General features: G+C 66.9%; 13 protein-coding genes and 2 rRNA genes. 11 read left to right on the forward strand and 4 right to left on the reverse strand.

Annotated features, from left to right (window positions below):
* Positions 1-136: 136 nt before the first annotated feature.
* Positions 137-4,111 (reverse strand): type VII secretion protein EccCa, encoded by a 3,975-nt coding sequence (gene eccCa / locus IGS69_RS25730; RefSeq protein WP_190902862.1) that lies wholly within the window; start codon positions 4,109-4,111, stop codon positions 137-139.
* 323 nt (positions 4,112-4,434) lie between these two features.
* On the opposite strand from eccCa, the gene eccD reads away from it, so the two are divergent.
* Positions 4,435-5,940 carry a type VII secretion integral membrane protein EccD gene (gene eccD, locus IGS69_RS25735; protein ID WP_190904641.1) on the forward strand — a complete coding sequence of 502 codons (1,506 nt, stop codon included), beginning with the start codon at positions 4,435-4,437 and terminating at the stop codon, positions 5,938-5,940.
* 261 nt (positions 5,941-6,201) lie between these two features.
* Here the strand turns inward: eccD and IGS69_RS25740 are convergent, their stop codons facing one another.
* Complete coding sequence (locus tag IGS69_RS25740; RefSeq protein WP_190902863.1) at positions 6,202-6,495, reverse strand: DUF397 domain-containing protein; 294 nt, start codon at positions 6,493-6,495, stop codon at positions 6,202-6,204.
* Positions 6,496-6,763: 268 nt separating this feature from the next.
* Between IGS69_RS25740 and rpsO the strand changes: the two genes are divergently transcribed.
* The 5 genes from rpsO to IGS69_RS25765 all read left to right on the forward strand — a co-directional run bounded on the left by rpsO (position 6,764) and on the right by IGS69_RS25765 (position 12,189).
* Complete coding sequence (gene rpsO, locus IGS69_RS25745) at positions 6,764-7,051, forward strand: 30S ribosomal protein S15 (RefSeq protein WP_003993372.1); 288 nt, start codon at positions 6,764-6,766, stop codon at positions 7,049-7,051.
* A gap of 291 nt (positions 7,052-7,342) precedes the next feature.
* Complete coding sequence (locus IGS69_RS25750; protein WP_190902864.1) at positions 7,343-9,562, forward strand: polyribonucleotide nucleotidyltransferase; 2,220 nt, start codon at positions 7,343-7,345, stop codon at positions 9,560-9,562.
* Entirely contained in the window at positions 9,559-10,938 is a 1,380-nt protein-coding gene (locus tag IGS69_RS25755) for a M16 family metallopeptidase (RefSeq protein ID WP_190902865.1), read from the forward strand. The genes IGS69_RS25750 and IGS69_RS25755 overlap by 4 nt, the downstream gene beginning before the upstream one ends.
* A 29-nt stretch (positions 10,939-10,967) precedes the next feature.
* Positions 10,968-11,720 carry a 4-hydroxy-tetrahydrodipicolinate reductase gene (gene dapB, locus IGS69_RS25760; RefSeq protein WP_190902866.1) on the forward strand — a complete coding sequence of 251 codons (753 nt, stop codon included), beginning with the start codon at positions 10,968-10,970 and terminating at the stop codon, positions 11,718-11,720.
* Between the two features lie 13 nt (positions 11,721-11,733).
* A complete protein-coding gene (locus IGS69_RS25765) occupies positions 11,734-12,189 on the forward strand; it encodes a hypothetical protein (RefSeq protein WP_190902867.1) in 456 nt (151 codons plus the stop codon).
* Positions 12,190-12,262: 73 nt separating this feature from the next.
* Here the strand turns inward: IGS69_RS25765 and IGS69_RS25770 are convergent, their stop codons facing one another.
* The gene (locus tag IGS69_RS25770) at positions 12,263-12,817 is read right to left on the reverse strand and encodes a hypothetical protein (protein ID WP_190902868.1); all 555 of its coding nucleotides are present in this window, start codon (positions 12,815-12,817) and stop codon (positions 12,263-12,265) included.
* A gap of 110 nt (positions 12,818-12,927) precedes the next feature.
* Entirely contained in the window at positions 12,928-13,167 is a 240-nt protein-coding gene (locus IGS69_RS25775) for a hypothetical protein (protein WP_190902869.1), read from the reverse strand.
* A 146-nt stretch (positions 13,168-13,313) separates the two neighbouring features.
* Between IGS69_RS25775 and thyX the strand changes: the two genes are divergently transcribed.
* From thyX to IGS69_RS25800, 5 genes are all read left to right on the forward strand, one after another.
* Positions 13,314-14,054, forward strand: coding sequence for an FAD-dependent thymidylate synthase (gene thyX, locus IGS69_RS25780; RefSeq protein ID WP_190902870.1), 741 nt, complete (start codon positions 13,314-13,316; stop codon positions 14,052-14,054).
* Positions 14,055-14,266: 212 nt separating this feature from the next.
* Positions 14,267-15,166, forward strand: a complete 900-nt coding sequence (gene dapA / locus IGS69_RS25785) for a 4-hydroxy-tetrahydrodipicolinate synthase (protein ID WP_190902871.1) — start codon at positions 14,267-14,269, stop codon at positions 15,164-15,166.
* A 152-nt stretch (positions 15,167-15,318) separates the two neighbouring features.
* Positions 15,319-17,004 (forward strand): ribonuclease J, encoded by a 1,686-nt coding sequence (locus IGS69_RS25790; protein ID WP_190902872.1) that lies wholly within the window; start codon positions 15,319-15,321, stop codon positions 17,002-17,004.
* 499 nt (positions 17,005-17,503) lie between these two features.
* A 16S ribosomal RNA gene (locus IGS69_RS25795) occupies positions 17,504-19,029 on the forward strand.
* A 313-nt stretch (positions 19,030-19,342) separates the two neighbouring features.
* Positions 19,343-22,463 (forward strand): 23S ribosomal RNA (locus tag IGS69_RS25800).
* The 16S and 23S rRNA genes sit together here, the layout of an rRNA operon.
* Positions 22,464-22,526: the final 63 nt, after the last annotated feature.

Here is a 22,526-nt window from a genome sequence, read left to right on the forward strand (position 1 = left end):
GCAACAGACCGGGGCCTTGAGCCCCGTTCAAGTGAGTCTCGGACCCAACCCACTTTGCACTCAAGTCACATCTGAGCCGCGAACGGAAGCCGTTCCGCCGAGTCGGGCCAGGAGCATGACGATTCCTGCCCTTCCCTCACAACACCCCTCCCGGACAAACCCCAACCTGCACCAACGGCTTCCCCCTCCGCCGGGACACGAAGACCCCCCGCCCCGCAGGCATGGGCCGCGGCCGTACCCCGCCGAGCAGATCCCCCTCACCCGGATCGCCGGCCAGCACGACCCCCTGCGCCCCCAGCTCCTTCACCCGCTGCATGAACGCCTCGTACGCCGCCCGCCCGGCACCCGCCGTGGACCGCGCGATGATGAACCGCACCCCCACATCCCGGGCGAACGGCAAGAGCTCCGTCAGACCCGCCAGCGGATTCCCGCTCGACGTGGCCACGAGGTCGTAGTCGTCGATGACGACGTACACCGTGGGGCCGCGCCACCAGCTGCGGTCCCGCAGCTGCTGGGCGGTGACGTCGGCGGTCGGTGTGCGGCGCTTCATCAGGTCCGCCAGGGCGGCCATGTGGTGGTCCATGGCGTTGGACATGGGGATGTATTCGGCGAGGTGCGACGACGGCGTCGCGTCGAGCAGGGAGCGCCGGTTGTCGATGACGAACAGCTTGGCCTCGTCGCCCGAGTACCGCTGTGTCAGCTGCTGGATCAGCAGTCGCAGCACGTTCGACTTGCCCGACTCGCTCTCGCCGAAGACGAGGAAGAACGGGTCTTGCTCGAAGTCCACGAAGACCGGTTCGAGGTTGTCCTCGTCGAGGGCGAAGGCGACGCCGCGGCGTGGGAAGCGATCGCCCGGAGGGAGCTGATCGGCAGGGAACTCGCGGGGCAGCAAGCGGACTTCCGGGGCACCGGGCGCCTGCCAGTGCCGGGAGACCTCGGTCGCGAGGGCCGCCGTGGCGTCCGCCAGGTCCGTGTCGGAGGTGAGACCGTCTATGCGCGGGACCGCCGCCATGAAATGCAACTTCTGCGGCGCCTGTCCGCGGCCGGGCACCCCCGCCGGGACGTTCGCGGCCACCTTGCGGTCCAGTTCGGAGTCCATCGTGTCGCCGAGCCGAAGCTCCAGGCGGTTCATCAGGTGGTCCTTGAGGTTGGCCCTGACCTCCATCGAGCGTGAGGCCGTAAGGATCAGGTGGACGCCGTAACCGAGACCGCGCGCCGCGATGTCGTGGATCACCTGGTCCATCGCCTCGTAGTCCGCGCGGAAGTTGCCCCAGCCGTCGATGACCAGGAACACGTCGCCCCAGGGCTGATCCGTGACCGGGATCTCGCCCCGGGCCCGCCTGGCCCGGAAGTCCGCGATCGACGCGATGCCCGCGGAGCGGAAGTACTCCTCGCGGCGGTTCAGTACGCCGTACACCTCGGCCACCGTGCGCCGCACCCGCTCCGGATCCAGGCGCGAGGCGACCCCGCCCACGTGCGGCAGTCCGGCCACCGCCGCCATGCCGCCGCCGCCGAAGTCCAGGCCGTAGAACTGCACTTCGTACGGCGTGTGCGTGAGCGCGAACGCCGAGATCAGGGTGCGCAGCAGCGTCGACTTGCCGGACTGCGGGCCGCCGATGATCTGCATGTGGCCGGCCGCGCCGGAGAAGTCGACCCAGAGCGGGTCGCGGCGCTGCTCGTAGGGCTTGTCCACCAGGCCTGCCGGTACGACCAAGCGGCCGGCGCCTTCGTAACCCGGCTGGGTGAGGCCGCGGCCCTGTACCGCGGTGAGGCCGGGCAGGAGTCCGTCGAGCGGCGGCGGACTGTCCAGCGGCGGCAGCCACACCTGGTGTGCCGCCGGCCCCTGGGCCTCCAGCCGACGCACGATCACGTCGAGCACGGTGTCGGCGAGCGCGTCGTCGACCTCCGGGCCGTCCGAAGCCGAAGGGCGCTGCTGCGGCACGGCCATGTACTGCACCGGCACCTCGGCCGCCGTGAACAGCACCGGCCGCCGGTTCATCGGCAGCGGGCCGCCGCTCGGCGTGGTGCGCTGCGTGCCCGAGCGGTACACGCCGGAGACGTAGGCCGCCTTGAAGCGAACCATCTCGTCCGTACCGAACTTCAGGAGGCCGGAGCCCGGGACGTTCGGCAGCTCATAGGCGTCCGGTACGCCGATCGCCGCGCGGGACTCCGCGGCGGAGAAGGTGCGCAGACCGACTCGGTACGACAGGTACGTTTCCAGACCGCGCAGGCGGCCTTCCTCCAGTCGCTGCGACGCCAGCAGCAGATGCACGCCGAGCGACCGGCCGATGCGGCCGATCTGCACGAACATCTCGATGAAGTCGGGCTTCGCCGTCAGCAGCTCGCTGAACTCGTCGATGACCAGTACCAGCGACGGAATGGGCTGCAGGGCGGCACCGGCCGCACGGGCCTTCTCGTAGTCGTGGATGTTGGCGTAGTTGCCCGCGTCACGCAGCATCTCCTGTCGGCGGTTGAGTTCGCCGCGGATGGAGTCGCCCATGCGGTCGACCAGGGTGAGGTCGTCCGCGAGGTTGGTGATGACGGCCGCCACGTGGGGCATCTGCGCCATCCCGGCGAAGGTCGCTCCGCCCTTGAAGTCCGCGAGGACGAAGTTCAGCGTCTCCGACGAATGAGTGACCGCGAGGCCCAGGACCAGCGTGCGCAGCAGCTCCGACTTGCCCGAGCCGGTGGCACCGACGCACAGGCCGTGGGGGCCCATGCCCTCCTGCGCGGCCTCCTTGAGGTCCAGCATCACGGGGCGGCCGTCCTCGCCGACCCCGATCGGCACCCGCAGCCGCTCCGCCAGCGACCGCGGCCGCCAGGTGCGCTGGGTGTCGACGGACGCCGCGTCACCGAGGTTCAGCAGATCGGTGAACTCCAGGTTGGCGAGCAGCGGTTCGTCGTCGTCGCCGCCGGAGGCCATCCGCAGCGGGGCCAGCTGCCGGGCGAGGGCTTCGGCGGACTCGTAGGAGAGGACGTCGGGGGTCCCTTCGTAGACGACACCGTGTCCCGACTCGAGGTGCAGCGCTTCGGGCTGCACGACGATGGAGAGCTCGCCGCCGCCCGTGTTCAGATCGCCGGGGACCACCTCGAGGACGGTGACGCCCTGGAGGCCCTCGGGATTGCCCAGGACCGAGTCCGGCGGCAGGGAGAGGCCGTCGAGTACGACGACGATGTGGGGCTCCTCCGGCAGGGGCGCCGCGTTCGGGTGGAAGCGCGGGCGGCCGGTCAGCCGGGTGGCGAGCAGGTTCTCCAGCTCACGGCTGTCGCTGCCGATCAGCCTGCGGCTGCCCGCTCCGTCCACGGCACCGGGCGCCTGGACGTGCGGCAGCCACTTGGCCCACTCCCAGTGGGGCAGGGCCTCGCGGCCCGCCGCCACCACGATGAGCAGATCCTCCGGGGAGTGCAGCGCGGCCAGCGAGCCGGCCATGGCCCGGGCGGAGGACCGTACGGACTGCGGATCACCACTGATCGTGACGTGGTAGAACGCACGCAACGAGACCGCCATCGGCAGGTCGTCCAGGGTGCTGTGGACGGCGAGGAAGCGCTGCATCGCACCCGCGGTCAGCGGCTCCAACTGCGCGACAGGGGCGGTCTCGGGGGCGACGAGTGCCCTGGCGAGGGCCTGCGCGCCGAGACCGATGCGGACCTGGCCAAAGTCCTCGTCGCCGGAGCGTCGTTCCCACACCCGGCTGCCCTCGGCGACCAGGGCCCACAGCTGTTCGGGGGAAGGGTGCAGGAAGTACTGCGCGTCACGCTGCGCCTTCGCCGTCTCGACGACGGTGAGCCGGGTCCGTCCCAGGTAGCTCAAGTAGTCCCGGCGCATGTCCGCCAACTCCCCCTGGGAGCCTCGGCGGAAGCGGATCACCATCGCCACGGACATGGCGATCGTCGAGGCGATCATGATCATGCCCATGATCCTCATGAACGGCTGCCCGCTCGTGAAGAAGAAGACCACCGAGCCCCCCATGCCGAGCGTCGGCAGGAGTTGCATCAGCACGCTCTCCCGGTGGCCCCGCGGCAGTTCGGGCGGAGGCTGCAGCACGATCTCCTGCGTGGGCACTTCGGACGGCAGCACCCGAGGCGGGCGCTTCACGACGATGTGGCTCACTGACATCCATTCCCTCGACCAGCCCGAGAGTCCGTCCGCCGCCCCGTGTCAGGCGGACGCAGGCCGCCGCGCGATCCTACTGACTGCCATGGGGACAAGGGGCGATAGGGTGCCGGAAGTTCGCGTGGGCACACGCGAGTTGAGCCGGAGCAAACGGGGCATCCAGTGAGATCCGGCGGACTGCGGAACCCTGGCGAACGGCACGCAGGGCTGTTCCCACGACCTCGCCGGATGGCCGGTTGCAGGGGACAGCGACAACCGCGTGGGACGTCCGTACCCACCGTAGGTAGAAAATCATCACTGAGGGGGAGCAGCAGGTGAGCATGACGACCTCCGCGGCAGCCACCGGAAGGGGACCCGGTACGGGAACTCCCGCCGGGGCGGGCACGGGTCTCGGTTTCTGCCGCGTCACCATCGTCGCGCCCGACAGCCGGATCGACGTGGCGCTGCCCGACGACATCCCGGTCGCCGACCTCTATCCGGAGATCCTGACCCTCACCCGGCAAAGTCCCGCCGAGGGCGCGCCCGTCGGCTATCACCTGGTCCGCCGCGACGGCACTGTCCTCGACAGTGCCCGTTCCTTCGCCGCCCAGCGCATCCTCGACGGCGAACTCCTCGCGCTGCGCCCGTTCTCCGAGTCGCTGCCGCCCGCCGTCTTCGACGACGTCTCCGAGGCGGTCGCCTCCGCCGTGACCAGCGAGCGCACCCTGTGGAGCGGCGACCTGACGCGCGCGGCCGGTCTCGTCGGGGGAGGCGTACTGCCGGTCCTGCTCGCCTTCGTGGCCTGGATGGGCGACCCGCTGCACGACATGAACAGCCTGCCCGGCATCCTCGCCGGCGTCGCCGGTGTCCTCCTGGTCGTCCTGGCCTGCGTGCGCGCCCGGGTCTACGACGACCGGGCCTCGGCCATCGCCCTGGGGCTCGGCGCGCTCCCCAACGTCGGCGTGGCCGGCTCGGGGCTCCTGCCGTTCGCCGACGGACAGGGCATCGGCCGGCTCCAGTTCCTCCTCGCCTGCGCGGCGGTGCTGCTGGCCTCGGTCCTGCTCACGCTGTGCTCGCCGAGCGGGGACGGCCCGTTCGTCGGTTTCGTCGTGGTCTCCGCCATCAGCCTGATCGCCGTGTTCGCCGCGATCCTCGCCGACTGGACGCCTTCCGAGACCGCTGCCCTGTGCGCTCCGGTCGCCGTCGGAGGCCTGGCCTTCCTGCCGGGGCTGTCGATGCGCTTCGCCCGGATCCCGATCGGCTTCGACACCCCGGACACGGCCCCGCGCAGCGCGTACGACACGGACCCCGACCCCCAGGAGCCGGTCGACGCCGAGCGGGTCGCCGCCCAGGCGCGGCGTGGACACGAACTCCTGGTCGGCCTGGTGGGCGGCTGCGCGCTGCTCGCCGTCGGTTCCTCGGCGGTCCTCGGGTTCTCCGAGAACGTCTGGGCCCAGTTCCTGGCCCTGGCGACCGGCCTGGCCATGCTGATGCGCGCCCATCTCTTCCGGTACACCGGCCAGGTGGCCCCCGTCCTGGCCGCCGGTCTCGCCTCTCTCGTACTGCTCGGCCTGGGGCTGGCGCTCAATCCGCCGCACTCGCTCGTCCGCGAGGCTCTCATGGGCGACCGCAGCGACCTCGACCTCCGGACCATCTGGCTAGTCGCGGCGATCGCCGCGGCGGCCGCGCTCGTCACGGCGATCGGTCTGATCGTCCCGCGTGGCGGCCTCACCCCGTTCTGGGGGCGCTTCCTGGAGATCGCCGAGGGCTTCGTGCTGCTGACCCTGGTGCCGCTGTCCCTGGCGGTGTTCGACGTGTACTCGGCAGTCCGCTCGATGACCAGCTGAGCCCCGCCCCGCTGCCCTCCGTGATCCCCCGCCCATCCGGGCGGGGGATCCATCACACCTACGGGAAGTGTCGAACGACGCAGCGGGGCGTCGGTCCGCCGTCCAGCGAAGCAGCGGCGGACGCAGAGCCGCCGCGGGACCCTTTCCCCACTCGGACACGGCGCCGACCGCCACCGGGCAGCGCCGCACAGGGCTCGTCGGCTCGATCACCGGGTCATCGGGGAGTGCCCGATGACCCGGTAAGGGCTCCGGTGCCCACCGTCACTCCGGGCCAGGCCCCCCATTGCGGGGCGAGGACTCGAGATCGAACTCCCCGTCCCGCGCCCCCAGCACGAACGCCCGCCACTCCGCCTCCGTGTAGCGCAGTACGGTGTCCGGGTCGAGCGACGACCGCATCGCCACGGCCCCCTCGGGCAGGTAGGCGATCTCGACCCGCTCCTCGTGGCCCTCGGTGCCCGGCGCGCTGTGCCACACGACACCGGAGATGTCGAGGGCGTACAGCTCGTCCCGCTCCCGCTCCTTGCGTGCCTTGATCTCCTCAGCCGTCTCCGCCATGCCGCAGCGACCCCTTCCCGACGTACGAACGATCCGAATCTGCTCACCCTAGTGGCCCCCTCCGCTTCAGCCGGGAGCTTCGGAGACCGGGGCAAAGGGGGGCCCGACCGCCTGGTACCCTGGTCGACGGCCGTTTGTGTACGCACCCCCGGAGCCCAGCGCTCTGGAGGCCGCGCCCAGCGGATCCCCGCCTCCCGAGTAACGGAAGCTCCCCCGAGACACAGACCGGGGGCACTCGGTGGCCCATCACAGACTACGAGGAGTACGCGTGCCGCTCGACGCCGCTACGAAGAAGCAGATCATCACCGAGTTCGGCCAGAAGGAGGGCGACACCGGCTCCCCCGAGGTCCAGGTCGCCATGCTCTCGCGCCGCATCTCGGACCTGACCGAGCACCTCAAGACCCACAAGCACGACCACCACTCCCGCCGTGGTCTGCTGATCCTGGTGGGTCAGCGTCGCCGCCTTCTCCAGTACCTGGCGAAGAAGGACATCCAGCGCTTCCGTGCGCTGGTCGACCGCCTCGGCATCCGCCGCGGTGCGGCGGGCGCCAAGTAAGACGCCGTGAGGGGAGCGGTTCCCGAAGGAAAGGGGACCGCTCCCTTTGCTGTACGTGCGGAGTGTCACCGCTGCTTTGTAGTGTGGTAGCACAACGCAATACGGACGACACAGCACAACAAGAAGAGGAGAGGCGCACCTAGCCGCCGCCGGTCCTCGGTAGTGGCCCCCGGGGGAAGCGAACCCCGGGTGCTTCGATCGAAGACCGGCCCGCACAGCCCGGAGCGCTTCTCCGCAACCGTCCCCCTGCCACACGGGCAGCGACAGGACGAAGACGAGGAGATAACGCTAGTGGAGAACGAGACCCACTACGCCGAGGCCGTCATCGACAACGGCACCTTCGGCACCCGCACCATCCGCTTCGAGACGGGCCGCCTGGCCAAGCAGGCCGCCGGCTCCGCCGTGGCGTACCTGGACGACGACACCATGGTGCTGTCGGCCACCACCGCCTCCAAGAACCCCAAGGACCAGCTCGACTTCTTCCCCCTCACGGTGGACGTCGAGGAGCGGATGTACGCCGCCGGCAAGATCCCCGGCAGCTTCTTCCGCCGCGAGGGCCGTCCCTCCGAGGACGCGATCCTCACCTGCCGCCTGATCGACCGCCCGCTGCGCCCCTCCTTCAAGAAGGGCCTGCGCAACGAGATCCAGGTCGTCGCCACGATCATGGCGCTCAACCCCGACCACCTGTACGACGTCGTCGCGATCAACGCCGCGTCCGCGTCCACGCAGCTGGCCGGCCTGCCCTTCTCCGGCCCGATCGGCGGCGTCCGCGTCGCGCTGATCAACGGCCAGTGGGTGGCCTTCCCGACGCACTCCGAGCTCGAGGACGCCGTCTTCGACATGGTCGTCGCGGGCCGCGTCCTGGAGGACGGCGACGTCGCGATCATGATGGTCGAGGCCGAGGCCACCGAGAAGACCATCAAGCTGGTCGAGGGCGGCGCCGAGGCGCCGACCGAAGAGGTCGTCGCCGCCGGTCTGGAAGCCTCCAAGCCCTTCATCAAGGTGCTCTGCAAGGCCCAGTCGGACCTCGCCGCCAAGGCCGCCAAGCCGACCGGCGAGTTCCCGATCTTCCTGGACTACCAGGACGACGTGCTCGAGGCCCTCACCGCCGCCGTCAAGCCGGAGCTCGCCTCCGCGCTGACCATCCCCGGCAAGCAGGAGCGCGAGGCCGAGCTGGACCGCGTCAAGGCGCTCGCCGCCGAGAAGCTCCTCCCGGAGTTCGAAGGCCGCGAGAAGGAGATCTCCGCCGCGTACCGCTCGCTGACCAAGACCCTGGTCCGTGAGCGCGTCATCAAGGAGAAGAAGCGCATCGACGGCCGCGGTGTCACCGACATCCGCACCCTGGCCGCCGAGGTCGAGGCCATCCCGCGGGTCCACGGTTCCGCCGTGTTCGAGCGTGGCGAGACCCAGATCCTGGGCGTCACCACCCTGAACATGCTCCGCATGGAGCAGCAGCTGGACACCCTCTCCCCGGTGACCCGCAAGCGCTACATGCACAACTACAACTTCCCGCCCTACTCCACCGGTGAGACGGGCCGCGTCGGCTCCCCGAAGCGCCGCGAGATCGGCCACGGCGCCCTCGCCGAGCGCGCCCTCGTGCCGGTCCTGCCGACGCGCGAGGAGTTCCCCTACGCGATCCGCCAGGTCTCCGAGGCGCTGAGCTCCAACGGCTCGACGTCCATGGGCTCGGTCTGCGCCTCCACCATGTCGCTGCTGAACGCCGGTGTGCCGCTGAAGGCCCCCGTCGCCGGTATCGCCATGGGCCTGATCTCCCAGGAGATCGAGGGCGAGACGCACTACGTCACCCTCACCGACATCCTCGGTGCGGAGGACGCCTTCGGCGACATGGACTTCAAGGTCGCCGGCACCAAGGAGTTCGTGACCGCCCTCCAGCTGGACACCAAGCTGGACGGCATCCCCGCCTCCGTCCTGGCCGCGGCCCTCAAGCAGGCCCGTGACGCCCGCCTCCACATCCTCGACGTGATGATGGAAGCGATCGACACGCCGGACGAGATGTCCCCGAACGCCCCGCGGATCATCACCGTCAAGATCCCCGTGGACAAGATCGGCGAGGTCATCGGCCCCAAGGGCAAGATGATCAACCAGATCCAGGAGGACACCGGCGCCGACATCACGATCGAGGACGACGGCACGATCTACATCGGCGCGGTCGACGGACCGTCCGCCGAGGCCGCCCGCACCACGATCAACGGCATCGCCAACCCGACCATGCCGGAGGTCGGCGAGCGCTACCTGGGTACGGTCGTCAAGACGACCACCTTCGGCGCGTTCGTGTCGCTGCTCCCGGGCAAGGACGGTCTGCTGCACATCTCGCAGATCCGCAAGCTCGCCGGCGGCAAGCGCGTGGAGAACGTCGAGGACGTCCTCGGTGTGGGCCACAAGGTCCAGGTCGAGATCGCCGAGATCGACTCCCGCGGCAAGCTCTCCCTGATCCCCGTGATCGAGGGCGAGGAAGGCTCGGACGAGAAGAAGGACGACGCCGACAAGTGACGTCCCTGCGCTCCAAGGCGACGGCCCGCACCTCTTCGGAGGCGCGGGCCGTCGCCCGTACCCAAACCCTCATCAAGGGCGAGAACGGCATCGGCACGGTCCGCAAGACCACCCTCCCCGGCGGCCTGCGCATCGTCACCGAAACCCTGCCCTCGGTCCGCTCCGCGACCTTCGGCATCTGGGCGCACGTCGGCTCCCGCGACGAGACCCCGGCCCTGAACGGCGCCACCCACTACCTGGAGCACCTGCTCTTCAAGGGAACCGGCCGCAGGTCGGCCCTGGACATCTCCGCCGCGCTCGACGCGGTCGGCGGCGAGATGAACGCGTTCACGGCGAAGGAGTACACGTGCTACTACGCACGCGTGCTCGACAACGACCTGCCGCTCGCCATCGACGTCGTTTGCGACATGCTGACCGGCTCGCTCATCCGCGAGGACGACGTCAACGTCGAGCGGGGCGCCATCCTCGAAGAGATCGCCATGACCGAGGACGACCCGGGCGACTGCGTGCACGACCTGTTCGCGCACACGATGTTCGGCGACAACCCCCTCGGCCGCCCGGTCCTCGGCACGGTCGACACGGTCAACGCCCTCACCGCCGATCGCATCCGCCGCTTCTACAAGAAGCACTACGACCCGACCCACCTGGTCGTCGCCTGCGCCGGCAACATCGACCACGCCAAGGTCGTCCGGCAGGTCCGAGCCGCCTTCGAGAAGGCCGGTGCCTTCGACGACCTCGCCGCCGACCCGGTCGCCCCGCGCGGCGGCACGCGTGCCCTGCGCACCGCGGGCCGCGTCGAGCTGATCGACCGCAAGACCGAGCAGGCGCACATCGTGCTCGGCATGCCGGGCCTGGCCCGCACGGACGAGCGGCGCTGGGCCCTGGGCGTGCTGAACACGGCCCTGGGCGGCGGCATGTCCTCCCGCCTCTTCCAGGAGGTCCGCGAGAAGCGCGGCCTCGCCTACAGCGTGTACTCGTACACCTCGGGCTTCGCCGACTGCGGCCTGTTCGGCGTCTACGCCGGCTGCAGGCCCTCGCAGGTGCACGACGTGCTGAAGATCTGCCGCGACGAACTCGACCAGGTCGCCGAGCACGGCCTGTCGGACGACGAGATCGGGCGGGCGATCGGCCAGCTCCAGGGGTCCACCGTCCTCGGCCTGGAGGACACCGGCGCGCTGATGAACCGTATCGGCAAGAGCGAGCTGTGCTGGGGCGAGCAGATGTCCGTCGACGACATGCTGTCCCGGATCGCGTCGGTCACCCCGGACGACGTCCGCGAGGTGGCCCGCGAGATCCTGGGACGGCGGCCCTCCCTGTCGGTCATCGGCCCGCTCAAGGACCAACAGGCGGCCCGCCTGAACGACGCCGTCGCCTGACAATCCCCCTGGTGAAGGAAGCACAAGAGATGAGCAAGCTGCGCGTGGCGGTCCTCGGCGCCAAGGGCCGGATCGGCTCGGAAGCCGTACGAGCCGTCGAAGCCGCCGAGGACATGGAACTGGTCGCGGCCCTCGGCCGGGGCGACAAGCTGGAGACGCTCACCGAATCCGGCGCCCAGGTCGCGGTCGAACTGACCACGCCCGACTCGGTCATGGCCAACCTCGAGTTCTGCGTCGGCCACGGCATCCACGCGGTCGTCGGCACCACCGGCTGGACCGACGAGCGCCTCGACCGGCTGAACGGCTGGCTGTCCGCCGCACCGGAGACCGGTGTGCTCATCGCGCCGAACTTCTCCATCGGGGCCGTACTGAACATGAAGTTCGCGCAGATCGCGGCACCGTACTTCGAGTCGGTGGAGGTCATCGAGCTCCACCACCCGAAGAAGGTCGACGCACCGTCGGGCACCGCCACGCGCACCGCCCAGCTCATCGCGTCGGCTCGTGCCGAGGCAGGTGCGGCCCCGGCACCGGACGCCACGGAGACGGCCCTGGACGGCGCACGAGGCGCGGACGTCGACGGCGTCCCCGTGCACTCCGTCCGTCTGCGCGGCCTGCTGGCCCACCAGGAGGTCCTGCTGGGCGGCGAGGGCGAGACGCTGACCATCCGGCACGACTCGCTCCACCACAGCAGCTTCATGCCGGGCATCCTGCTCGGCGCCCGCCGCGTGGTGAGCACGCCGGGCCTGACGTTCGGCCTGGAACACTTCCTGGACCTGAACTGAGCCCCTGACCGTCATGCGCGCAAAGCTCACCTACGCCGTCACCGCCGCCGTCCTGGTCGTCTACTTCGTCCTGGTCGGCAGCCGTGGCGTCCTGCTCATCGAAACCGGCACGCCCCTCACGGTCACCTTCGGTGTCGCCGTGCTGATCCTGCCGGTCATCGGCCTGTGGTTCCTGTGGAAGAACACCCAGTTCGCCCGCCGGGCCAATCAGCTCGCCGCCGAACTCGACGCCGAGGGCGGGCTGCCCGTCGACGAACTGCGGCGCACCCCCAGCGGCCGCATCGACCGCGACTCGGCCGACGAGGTCTTCGCCAAGCGCAAGGCCGAGACGGAGGACGCCCCCGACGACTGGCGCACCTGGTTCCGTCTCGCCGTCGCCTACCACGACGCCCGCGACACCCCGCGCGCCCGCAAGGCGATGCAGCACGCGATCGCCCTGCACGACGGCAAGCAGCCCGAAACGGCCTGAACCGCGGCCCGCTCATGCCGGTGGGGCCGGACCGTCGACACGGTCCGGCCCCACCGGCATGAGACAGAGGACGTCAGCGCGGGCTGTACTCCTCCGCCCACGCCTCCACCGAGTCCGCCGCCCGGTCGAAGGCCTCCGCGCGGCCCAGGAAGTCCGCGTTGTGCGTCGTCATCAGCAGAGCCGGAGTGGCAGCGTCCTGGCCCCGGCGGCCGAGCAGCAGCGCCTGCCCCTGCACGGTCCGGGGCAGCGCCAGCCAGCGCACCGGCTGCTGCACCGTGCGGACGGAGACGACCTGCTCCCAGGACGCCGTACGCGTCGTGAGGAAACCCACGTGCCGCAGCCCGCGCGCGCTGACCCACACGCCCATGCGCAGCAGCCGCAGCGCCGCGGCGATGACGACCAGCGCGAGCGCGAACACCACGGCGGCCGACGTCAGTTCGGCCGTCGCCGCGATGATGACCGCCGCGAACAGCACGAACGAGGCGAGCAGCAGCGCGAGCGCCGCGACGCCGACGCGCCAGGGCCCCGGCCGGTACGGCCGCCGCCAGCGGTCACGGTCGTCGTAGGGCAACGGAACGTCGTCCGGCGCCTCGAAAACGCGGTCGGCCGTCAGGAAGGGCAGGGGCACGGCTGGTCCTCACTCGATCCATGCGTGGGCTGTGCCCGGTGAGGCTACCGATCTGTGGGCCCGGTCACCACTGACGGGGCCGGATGGAGTCACCGCCGCAGCGGTGCGGTTCAGCGCCTCTCGGACGCCTGCGACTGCTGAGGCAGATCAGTCGTCTTGCCGGGCGTCAGCGCGGGCGTCCCGACGACCAGGGACCCCACGAGACCCGCCACGATGGTGAGCCCCAGCAGCCAGCGCCCGGCCATCTGACCGACGGAGGACCGCTCGCGCGGCGGGGGAGTGACATTGCTGCGGAACCTGTCGGCCTCGGCGACGAAGGCAAACGGTACGGGTTCACGCCGACCGGACATCAGGGGTACGTCTCCTTCAAGGGTGGAACGATCACTTTCGTCTGTAGAGACGAACGAACTCCCTCAGAGGTGCCCTGTTTCACCGACTTCATTGCTAAACGTAGAGTGGCGTCGCCAAGAGACGCGATGGGAAGGCCCTGCGAACCGTGACCGACACTCCCGACGATGACTTCAAGATCGACCTGCGCAGCGATGTCACCGTTGAGCTGGTGAAACACAGCGCGGCCGACTCCGACGTGCTCTTCGCAGCGCGCGTCTCCACGCTGGGGGAGCAGTCCCTCGAGGAGCTGCGGAAGGACCCGGAGCGCTCAAAGGGCCTGATCAACTTCCTCATGCGGGACCGGCACGGCAGTCCGTTCGAGCACAACTCCATGACCTTCTTCGTGAGTGCGCCGATCTTCGTCTTCCGTGAGTTCATGCGGCACCGCGTCGGCTGGTCGTACAACGAGGAGAGCGGGCGCTACCGGGAGCTCCAGCCGGTCTTCTACGTGCCGGACACCGCGCGGAAGCTGATCCAGCAGGGCCGGCCGGGCAAGTACGAGTTCGTCGAAGGCACTCCCGAGCAACACCAGCTGGTCGCTGACGCCATGGAGGACTCCTACCACCACGCCTACGCCAAGTATCGGCAGATGCTCGCCGCCGGCGTCGCCCGCGAGGTGGCCCGTGCCGTCCTCCCCGTCGGCCTGTACTCGTCGATGTACGCCACCTGCAACGCCCGCTCGCTGATGCACTTCCTCGGCCTGCGCACCCAGCACGAGCTGGCGAAGGTGCCGTCCTTCCCGCAGCGCGAGATCGAGATGGTCGGCGAGAAGATGGAGGCCGAGTGGGCCCGGCTCATGCCGCTCACCTACGCGGCCTTCAACGGGAACGGACGCGTGGCGCCGTAACGCGACCCGGGTCACCGGGTCAGGTACAGATGTACGGTTCATCCATCCGAAGTGTCCGTATTGCGGCATTTAGAGAAGTTCATCTAGCCTGATCAAACGGGTCCGGCACTGCTTGAACCCCCGAGCAGGCAGTGCCGGGCTCCACCTTTGTCACGACTTGTCGCCTGCCCCGTGGGCAGACCCGGTCCTGAGCAACGAGTAGCGTGTAACCCATGGCTCCGACCTCGACTCCGCAGACCCCCTTCGGGCGGGTCCTCACCGCCATGGTCACGCCCTTCACGGCGGACGGCGCACTCGACCTCGACGGCGCGCAGCGGCTCGCCGCCCACCTGGTGGACGCAGGCAACGACGGCCTGGTCATCAACGGCACCACCGGCGAGTCCCCGACCACCAGCGACGCGGAGAAAGCGGATCTCGTACGGGCGGTCCTGGAGGCGGTCGGCGACCGTGCCCACGTGGTGGCCGGAGTCGGCACCAACGACACCCACCACAGCATGGAGCTCGCCCGGGCGGCCGAGCGCGCCGGCGCTCACGGCCTGCTCGTCGTGACCCCGTACTACAACAAGCCCCCGCAGGAAGGCCTCTACCGGCACTTCACGGCCGTCGCCGACACCACCGGCCTTCCGGTGATGCTCTACGACATCCCCGGCCGCAGCGGCGTCCCGATCAACACCGAGACGCTCGTCCGCCTCGCCGAGCACCCCAGGATCGTCGCCAACAAGGACGCCAAGGGCGACCTCGGCCGCGCCAGCTGGGCCATCGCCCGCTCCGGCCTCGCCTGGTACTCCGGCGACGACATGCTGAACCTGCCCCTGCTCTCGGTCGGCGCGGTCGGCTTCGTCTCGGTCGTCGGCCACGTCGTCACCCCCGAGCTGCGGGCCCTGGTCGAGGCGTACACCTCGGGCGACGTTCAGAAGGCCACCGAGATCCACCAGCGGCTGCTCGCCGTCTACACGGGTATGTTCCGCACCCAGGGCGTCATGACGACCAAGGCGGCGCTCGCCCTGAAGGGACTGCCCGGCGGGCCCCTGCGTGCCCCCATGGTCGAGTGCGCGCCCGAGGAGATCGAGCAACTCAAGATCGATCTTGCCGCGGGCGGGGTACAGCTCTGACATCAGACTTCGCGCGGACCCCCGCGCACCTGCTTCACAACTGAATAAGCGGGCCACCGGTGCCCGCACCCCACACAGACAACTGCTTCTGCACGAACGTCACGCGCGCCACGTGCCCACCGGTACGTGGCGTGCGTGGTGAGGAGAGTCTTTTGAGTCATCCGCATCCCGAACTCCGCACACCCCCGCCGCTCCCCGAAGGCGGTCTGCGCGTCACCCCGCTCGGCGGCCTCGGCGAAATCGGCCGCAACATGACGGTCTTCGAATTCGGCGGACGCCTGCTCATCGTCGACTGCGGCGTGCTCTTCCCCGAGGAGGAGCAGCCCGGCATCGACCTGATCCTGCCGGACTTCTCGTCCATCAGGGACCGCCTCGACGACATCGAGGGCATCGTGCTCACGCACGGGCACGAGGACCACATCGGCGGTGTCCCCTTCCTCCTGCGTGAGAAGCCGGACATCCCGCTGATCGGCTCCAAGCTGACCCTCGCCCTCATCGAGGCCAAGCTCCAGGAGCACCGCATCCGCCCCTACACCCTCGAGGTGGCGGAGGGGCAGCGCGAGCGCATCGGTCCCTTCGACTGCGAGTTCATCGCGGTCAACCACTCCATCCCGGACGCGCTGGCCGTTGCCATTCGCACGCCTGCGGGCATGGCGGTCCACACCGGCGACTTCAAGATGGACCAGCTCCCGCTGGACAGCCGCCTCACCGACCTGCACGCATTCGCACGTCTGAGCGAGGAGGGCATCGACCTCCTCCTCTCGGACTCGACGAACGCAGAGGTGCCGGGGTTCGTCCCGCCGGAGCGGGAGATCTCCAACGTCCTGCGCCAGGTCTTCGCCGGCGCCCGCAAGCGCATCATCGTCGCGAGCTTCGCCAGCCACGTGCACCGCATCCAGCAGATCCTGGACGCGGCACACGAGTACGGCCGCCGCGTCGCCTTCGTCGGCCGCTCCATGGTCCGCAACATGGGCATCGCGCGGGACCTGGGCTATCTGAAGGTCCCCCCGGGCCTGGTGGTCGACGTCAAGACGCTCGACGACCTCCCGGACAGCGAGGTCGTCCTCGTCTGCACGGGCTCCCAGGGCGAGCCCATGGCCGCGCTCTCGAGGATGGCCAACAGGGACCACCAGATCCGCATCGTCCAGGGCGACACGGTGATCCTCGCGTCGTCCCTGATCCCCGGCAACGAGAACGCGGTCTACCGCGTGATCAACGGCCTCACGCGCTGGGGCGCCAACGTGGTCCACAAGGGCAACGCCAAGGTCCACGTCTCCGGCCACGCCTCCGCGGGCGAGCTGCTGTACTTCTACAACATCTGCCGCCCGAAGAACCTGATGCCGGTGCACGGTGAATGGCGCCACCTGCGGGCCAACGCCGAGCTGGGCGCCCTGACCGGCGTCCCGCACGACCACATCGTCATCGCCGAGGACGGCGTCGCCGTCGACCTCATCGAGGGCAAGGCCAAGATCTCCGGCAAGGTCCAGGCGGGTTACGTCTACGTCGACGGCCTCTCGGTCGGTGACGTCGGCGAGCCGGCGCTGAAGGACCGCAGGATCCTCGGCGACGAGGGCATCATCTCGGTCTTCCTCGTCATCGACTCGTCCACCGGGAAGATCACCGCGGGCCCGCACATCCAGGCCCGCGGCTCCGGCATCGAGGATTCCGCCTTCGCTGACGTGATCCCCCGGATCACGGAGGTGCTCGAACGCTCCGCGCAGGACGGCGTGGTCGAGCCCCACCAGCTTCAGCAGCTCGTACGCCGCACGCTGGGCAAGTGGGTCTCGGACACCTACCGGCGCCGTCCGATGATCCTGCCTGTGGTGGTGGAGGTCTGACGGTCCGTCGGGCCTGAGCAAGCGCCAACTGGGAGCGGGGCGCCTCGATTTGCATCGAGGCGCCCCGCTCCAGTAGGTTTACAACTCCTCCCGACGGGGCACCCGCGCCAACTCAGGCACGGGGACCATGCCCGGCCGGGGCGGGAAATCCGACTCAGAACTTCTGATAAAGTCGGAACCGCCGGAAAGGGAAACGCGAAAGCGGGAACCTGGAAAGCACCGAGGAAATCGGATCGGAAAGATCTGATAGAGTCGGAAACGCAAGACCGAAGGGAAGCCCGGAGGAAAGCCCGAGAGGGTGAGTACAAAGGAAGCGACCGTTCCTTGAGAACTCAACAGCGTGCCAAAAGTCAACGCCAGATATGTTGATACCCCGTCCATCGGACAACCGATGGTCGAGGTTCCTTTGAAGAAACACAGCGAGGACGCTGTGAACGGTCGGGCCTATTCCGCCTGACTGTTCCGCTCTCGTGCGTGTCATCCCGATCACGGGAAAACATTCACGGAGAGTTTGATCCTGGCTCAGGACGAACGCTGGCGGCGTGCTTAACACATGCAAGTCGAACGATGAACCACTTCGGTGGGGATTAGTGGCGAACGGGTGAGTAACACGTGGGCAATCTGCCCTGCACTCTGGGACAAGCCCTGGAAACGGGGTCTAATACCGGATACTGACCATCGCAGGCATCTGTGAGGGTCGAAAGCTCCGGCGGTGCAGGATGAGCCCGCGGCCTATCAGCTTGTTGGTGAGGTAATGGCTCACCAAGGCGACGACGGGTAGCCGGCCTGAGAGGGCGACCGGCCACACTGGGACTGAGACACGGCCCAGACTCCTACGGGAGGCAGCAGTGGGGAATATTGCACAATGGGCGAAAGCCTGATGCAGCGACGCCGCGTGAGGGATGACGGCCTTCGGGTTGTAAACCTCTTTCAGCAGGGAAGAAGCGAAAGTGACGGTACCTGCAGAAGAAGCGCCGGCTAACTACGTGCCAGCAGCCGCGGTAATACGTAGGGCGCGAGCGTTGTCCGGAATTATTGGGCGTAAAGAGCTCGTAGGCGGCTTGTCACGTCGGTTGTGAAAGCCCGGGGCTTAACCCCGGGTCTGCAGTCGATACGGGCAGGCTAGAGTTCGGTAGGGGAGATCGGAATTCCTGGTGTAGCGGTGAAATGCGCAGATATCAGGAGGAACACCGGTGGCGAAGGCGGATCTCTGGGCCGATACTGACGCTGAGGAGCGAAAGCGTGGGGAGCGAACAGGATTAGATACCCTGGTAGTCCACGCCGTAAACGGTGGGCACTAGGTGTGGGCAACATTCCACGTTGTCCGTGCCGCAGCTAACGCATTAAGTGCCCCGCCTGGGGAGTACGGCCGCAAGGCTAAAACTCAAAGGAATTGACGGGGGCCCGCACAAGCGGCGGAGCATGTGGCTTAATTCGACGCAACGCGAAGAACCTTACCAAGGCTTGACATACACCGGAAAACCCTGGAGACAGGGTCCCCCTTGTGGTCGGTGTACAGGTGGTGCATGGCTGTCGTCAGCTCGTGTCGTGAGATGTTGGGTTAAGTCCCGCAACGAGCGCAACCCTTGTCCCGTGTTGCCAGCAGGCCCTTGTGGTGCTGGGGACTCACGGGAGACCGCCGGGGTCAACTCGGAGGAAGGTGGGGACGACGTCAAGTCATCATGCCCCTTATGTCTTGGGCTGCACACGTGCTACAATGGCCGGTACAATGAGCTGCGATACCGCGAGGTGGAGCGAATCTCAAAAAGCCGGTCTCAGTTCGGATTGGGGTCTGCAACTCGACCCCATGAAGTCGGAGTCGCTAGTAATCGCAGATCAGCATTGCTGCGGTGAATACGTTCCCGGGCCTTGTACACACCGCCCGTCACGTCACGAAAGTCGGTAACACCCGAAGCCGGTGGCCCAACCCCTTGTGGGAGGGAGCCGTCGAAGGTGGGACTGGCGATTGGGACGAAGTCGTAACAAGGTAGCCGTACCGGAAGGTGCGGCTGGATCACCTCCTTTCTAAGGAGCACTTCTTACCGAGTCCTTCGGGACGAGGTCAGAGGCCAGTACATCAGCGAATGTCTGATGCTGGTTGCTCATGGGTGGAACGTTGACTACTCGGCACACTTGATCGTCTTCTCCTTCTAGTACTGCTCTTCGGAGCGTGGAACGTTGAGGGGAGCGGGGAGTGTGTCGGGCACGCTGTTGGGTGTCTGAGGGTACGGCCGATTTGGCTGCCTTCAGTGCCGGCCCCAGTGCACTCCGGTTGATTCCGGGGGTGATGGGTGGCTGGTCGTTGTTTGAGAACTGCACAGTGGACGCGAGCATCTGTGGCCAAGTTTTTAAGGGCGCACGGTGGATGCCTTGGCACCAGGAACCGATGAAGGACGTGGGAGGCCACGATAGTCCCCGGGGAGTCGTCAACCAGGCTTTGATCCGGGGGTTTCCGAATGGGGAAACCCGGCAGTCGTCATGGGCTGTCACCCATGCCTGAACACATAGGGCATGTGGAGGGAACGCGGGGAAGTGAAACATCTCAGTACCCGCAGGAAGAGAAAACAACCGTGATTCCGGGAGTAGTGGCGAGCGAAACCGGATGAGGCTAAACCGTATACGTGTGAGACCCGGCAGGGGTTGCGTATGCGGGGTTGTGGGATCTCTCTTTCACGGTCTGCCGGCCGTGGGACGAGTCAGAAACCGTTGATGTAGGCGAAGGACATGCGAAAGGTCCGGCGTAGAGGGTAAGACCCCCGTAGTCGAAACGTCAGCGGCTCGTTTGAGAGACACCCAAGTAGCACGGGGCCCGAGAAATCCCGTGTGAATCTGGCGGGACCACCCGCTAAGCCTAAATATTCCCTGGTGACCGATAGCGGATAGTACCGTGAGGGAATGGTGAAAAGTACCCCGGGAGGGGAGTGAAATAGTACCTGAAACCGTGTGCCTACAAGCCGTGGGAGCGTCGGATGGAAGCTTGCTTCCATCTCGTGACTGCGTGCCTTTTGAAGAATGAGCCTGCGAGTTTGCGGTGTGTTGCGAGGTTAACCCGTGTGGGGAAGCCGTAGCGAAAGCGAGTCCGAATAGGGCGACTGAGTAGCACGCTCAAGACCCGAAGCGGAGTGATCTAGCCATGGGCAGGTTGAAGCGGAGGTAAGACTTCGTGGAGGACCGAACCCACCAGGGTTGAAAACCTGGGGGATGACCTGTGGTTAGGGGTGAAAGGCCAATCAAACTCCGTGATAGCTGGTTCTCCCCGAAATGCATTTAGGTGCAGCGTCGTGTGTTTCTTGCCGGAGGTAGAGCACTGGATAGGCGATGGGCCCTACCGGGTTACTGACCTTAGCCAAACTCCGAATGCCGGTAAGTGAGAGCGCGGCAGTGAGACTGTGGGGGATAAGCTCCATGGTCGAGAGGGAAACAGCCCAGAGCATCGACTAAGGCCCCTAAGCGTACGCTAAGTGGGAAAGGATGTGGAGTCGCAGAGACAACCAGGAGGTTGGCTTAGAAGCAGCCACCCTTGAAAGAGTGCGTAATAGCTCACTGGTCTAGTGATTCCGCGCCGACAATGTAGCGGGGCTCAAGCGTACCGCCGAAGTCGTGTCATTGCGATATGTACCCCCAACGGGGATCGTGATGGGTAGGGGAGCGTCGTGTGCCGGGTGAAGCAGCCGCGGAAGCGAGTTGTGGACGGTTCACGAGTGAGAATGCAGGCATGAGTAGCGATTCACACGTGAGAAACGTGTGCGCCGATTGACTAAGGGTTCCTGGGTCAAGCTGATCTGCCCAGGGTAAGTCGGGACCTAAGGCGAGGCCGACAGGCGTAGTCGATGGATAACCGGTTGATATTCCGGTACCCGCTGTGAAGCGTCAAACATCGAGCATCGTGATGCTAAGGCCGTGAAGCCGCCCCGGAGCCTTCGGGCAAAGGGGAGTGGTGGAGCCGCCGAACCAAGCGGTTAGTAGGTGAGTGATGGGGTGACGCAGGAAGGTAGTCCATCCCGGGCGGTGGTTGTCCCGGGGTAAGGGTGTAGGCCGTGCGATAGGCAAATCCGTCGCACATAAGGCTGAGACCTGATGCCGAGCCGATTGTGGTGAAGTGGATGATCCTATGCTGTCGAGAAAAGCCTCTAGCGAGTTTCATGGCGGCCCGTACCCTAAACCGACTCAGGTGGTCAGGTAGAGAATACCGAGGCGTTCGGGTGAACTATGGTTAAGGAACTCGGCAAAATGCCCCCGTAACTTCGGGAGAAGGGGGGCCACACCTGGTGATGGACTGTACGTCCTGAGCTGGGGGTGGCCGCAGAGACCAGCGAGAAGCGACTGTTTACTAAAAACACAGGTCCGTGCGAAGCCGTAAGGCGATGTATACGGACTGACGCCTGCCCGGTGCTGGAACGTTAAGGGGACCGGTTAGCTCCATTTCGGTGGGGCGAAGCTGAGAACTTAAGCGCCAGTAAACGGCGGTGGTAACTATAACCATCCTAAGGTAGCGAAATTCCTTGTCGGGTAAGTTCCGACCTGCACGAATGGCGTAACGACTTCTCGACTGTCTCAACCATAGGCCCGGTGAAATTGCACTACGAGTAAAGATGCTCGTTTCGCGCAGCAGGACGGAAAGACCCCGGGACCTTTACTACAGTTTGATATTGGTGTTCGGTTCGGCTTGTGTAGGATAGCTGGGAGACTGTGAACTCTGGACGCCAGTTCAGGGGGAGTCGTCGTTGAAATACCAGTCTGGTCGTGCTGGATGTCTAACCTGGGTCCGTGATCCGGATCAGGGACAGTGTCTGATGGGTAGTTTAACTGGGGCGGTTGCCTCCTAAAGAGTAACGGAGGCGCCCAAAGGTTCCCTCAGCCTGGTTGGCAATCAGGTGTTGAGTGTAAGTGCACAAGGGAGCTTGACTGTGAGACCGACGGGTCGAGCAGGGACGAAAGTCGGGACTAGTGATCCGGCGGTGGCTTGTGGAAGCGCCGTCGCTCAACGGATAAAAGGTACCCCGGGGATAACAGGCTGATCTTCCCCAAGAGTCCATATCGACGGGATGGTTTGGCACCTCGATGTCGGCTCGTCGCATCCTGGGGCTGGAGTCGGTCCCAAGGGTTGGGCTGTTCGCCCATTAAAGCGGTACGCGAGCTGGGTTTAGAACGTCGTGAGACAGTTCGGTCCCTATCCGCTGTGCGCGTAGGAATATTGAGAAGGGCTGTCCCTAGTACGAGAGGACCGGGACGGACGAACCTCTGGTGTGCCAGTTGTTCTGCCAAGGGCATGGCTGGTTGGCTACGTTCGGGAGGGATAACCGCTGAAAGCATCTAAGCGGGAAGCCTGCTTCGAGATGAGTATTCCCACCTCCTTGAGAGGGTAAGGCTCCCAGTAGACGACTGGGTTGATAGGCCGGATATGGAAGCACGGTAACGTGTGGAGTTGACCGGTACTAATAGGCCGAGGGCTTGTCCTCAGTTGCTCGCGTCCACTGTGTTGGTTCTGAAACCACGAACAACCAAAGTGCCGGTTGTCAGTT

The sequence above is a fragment of the Streptomyces tuirus genome, assembly GCF_014701095.1.
In the GTDB taxonomy this organism is placed as follows: Bacteria; Actinomycetota; Actinomycetes; order Streptomycetales; family Streptomycetaceae; genus Streptomyces; species Streptomyces tuirus.

Bases quoted from the DNA above. Each gene is read 5' to 3' on its own strand.
- IGS69_RS25740 (WP_190902863.1), bottom strand. From the start codon at position 6,495: ATGGCGGAGACGGCTGAGGAGATCAAGGCACGCAAGGAGCGGGAGCGG.
- eccD (WP_190904641.1), top strand. From the start codon at position 4,435: ATGACGACCTCCGCGGCAGCCACCGGAAGGGGACCCGGTACGGGAACT.
- IGS69_RS25765 (WP_190902867.1), top strand. From the start codon at position 11,734: ATGCGCGCAAAGCTCACCTACGCCGTCACCGCCGCCGTCCTGGTCGTC.
- dapB (WP_190902866.1), top strand. From the start codon at position 10,968: ATGAGCAAGCTGCGCGTGGCGGTCCTCGGCGCCAAGGGCCGGATCGGC.
- IGS69_RS25775 (WP_190902869.1), bottom strand. From the start codon at position 13,167: ATGTCCGGTCGGCGTGAACCCGTACCGTTTGCCTTCGTCGCCGAGGCC.
- dapA (WP_190902871.1), top strand. From the start codon at position 14,267: ATGGCTCCGACCTCGACTCCGCAGACCCCCTTCGGGCGGGTCCTCACC.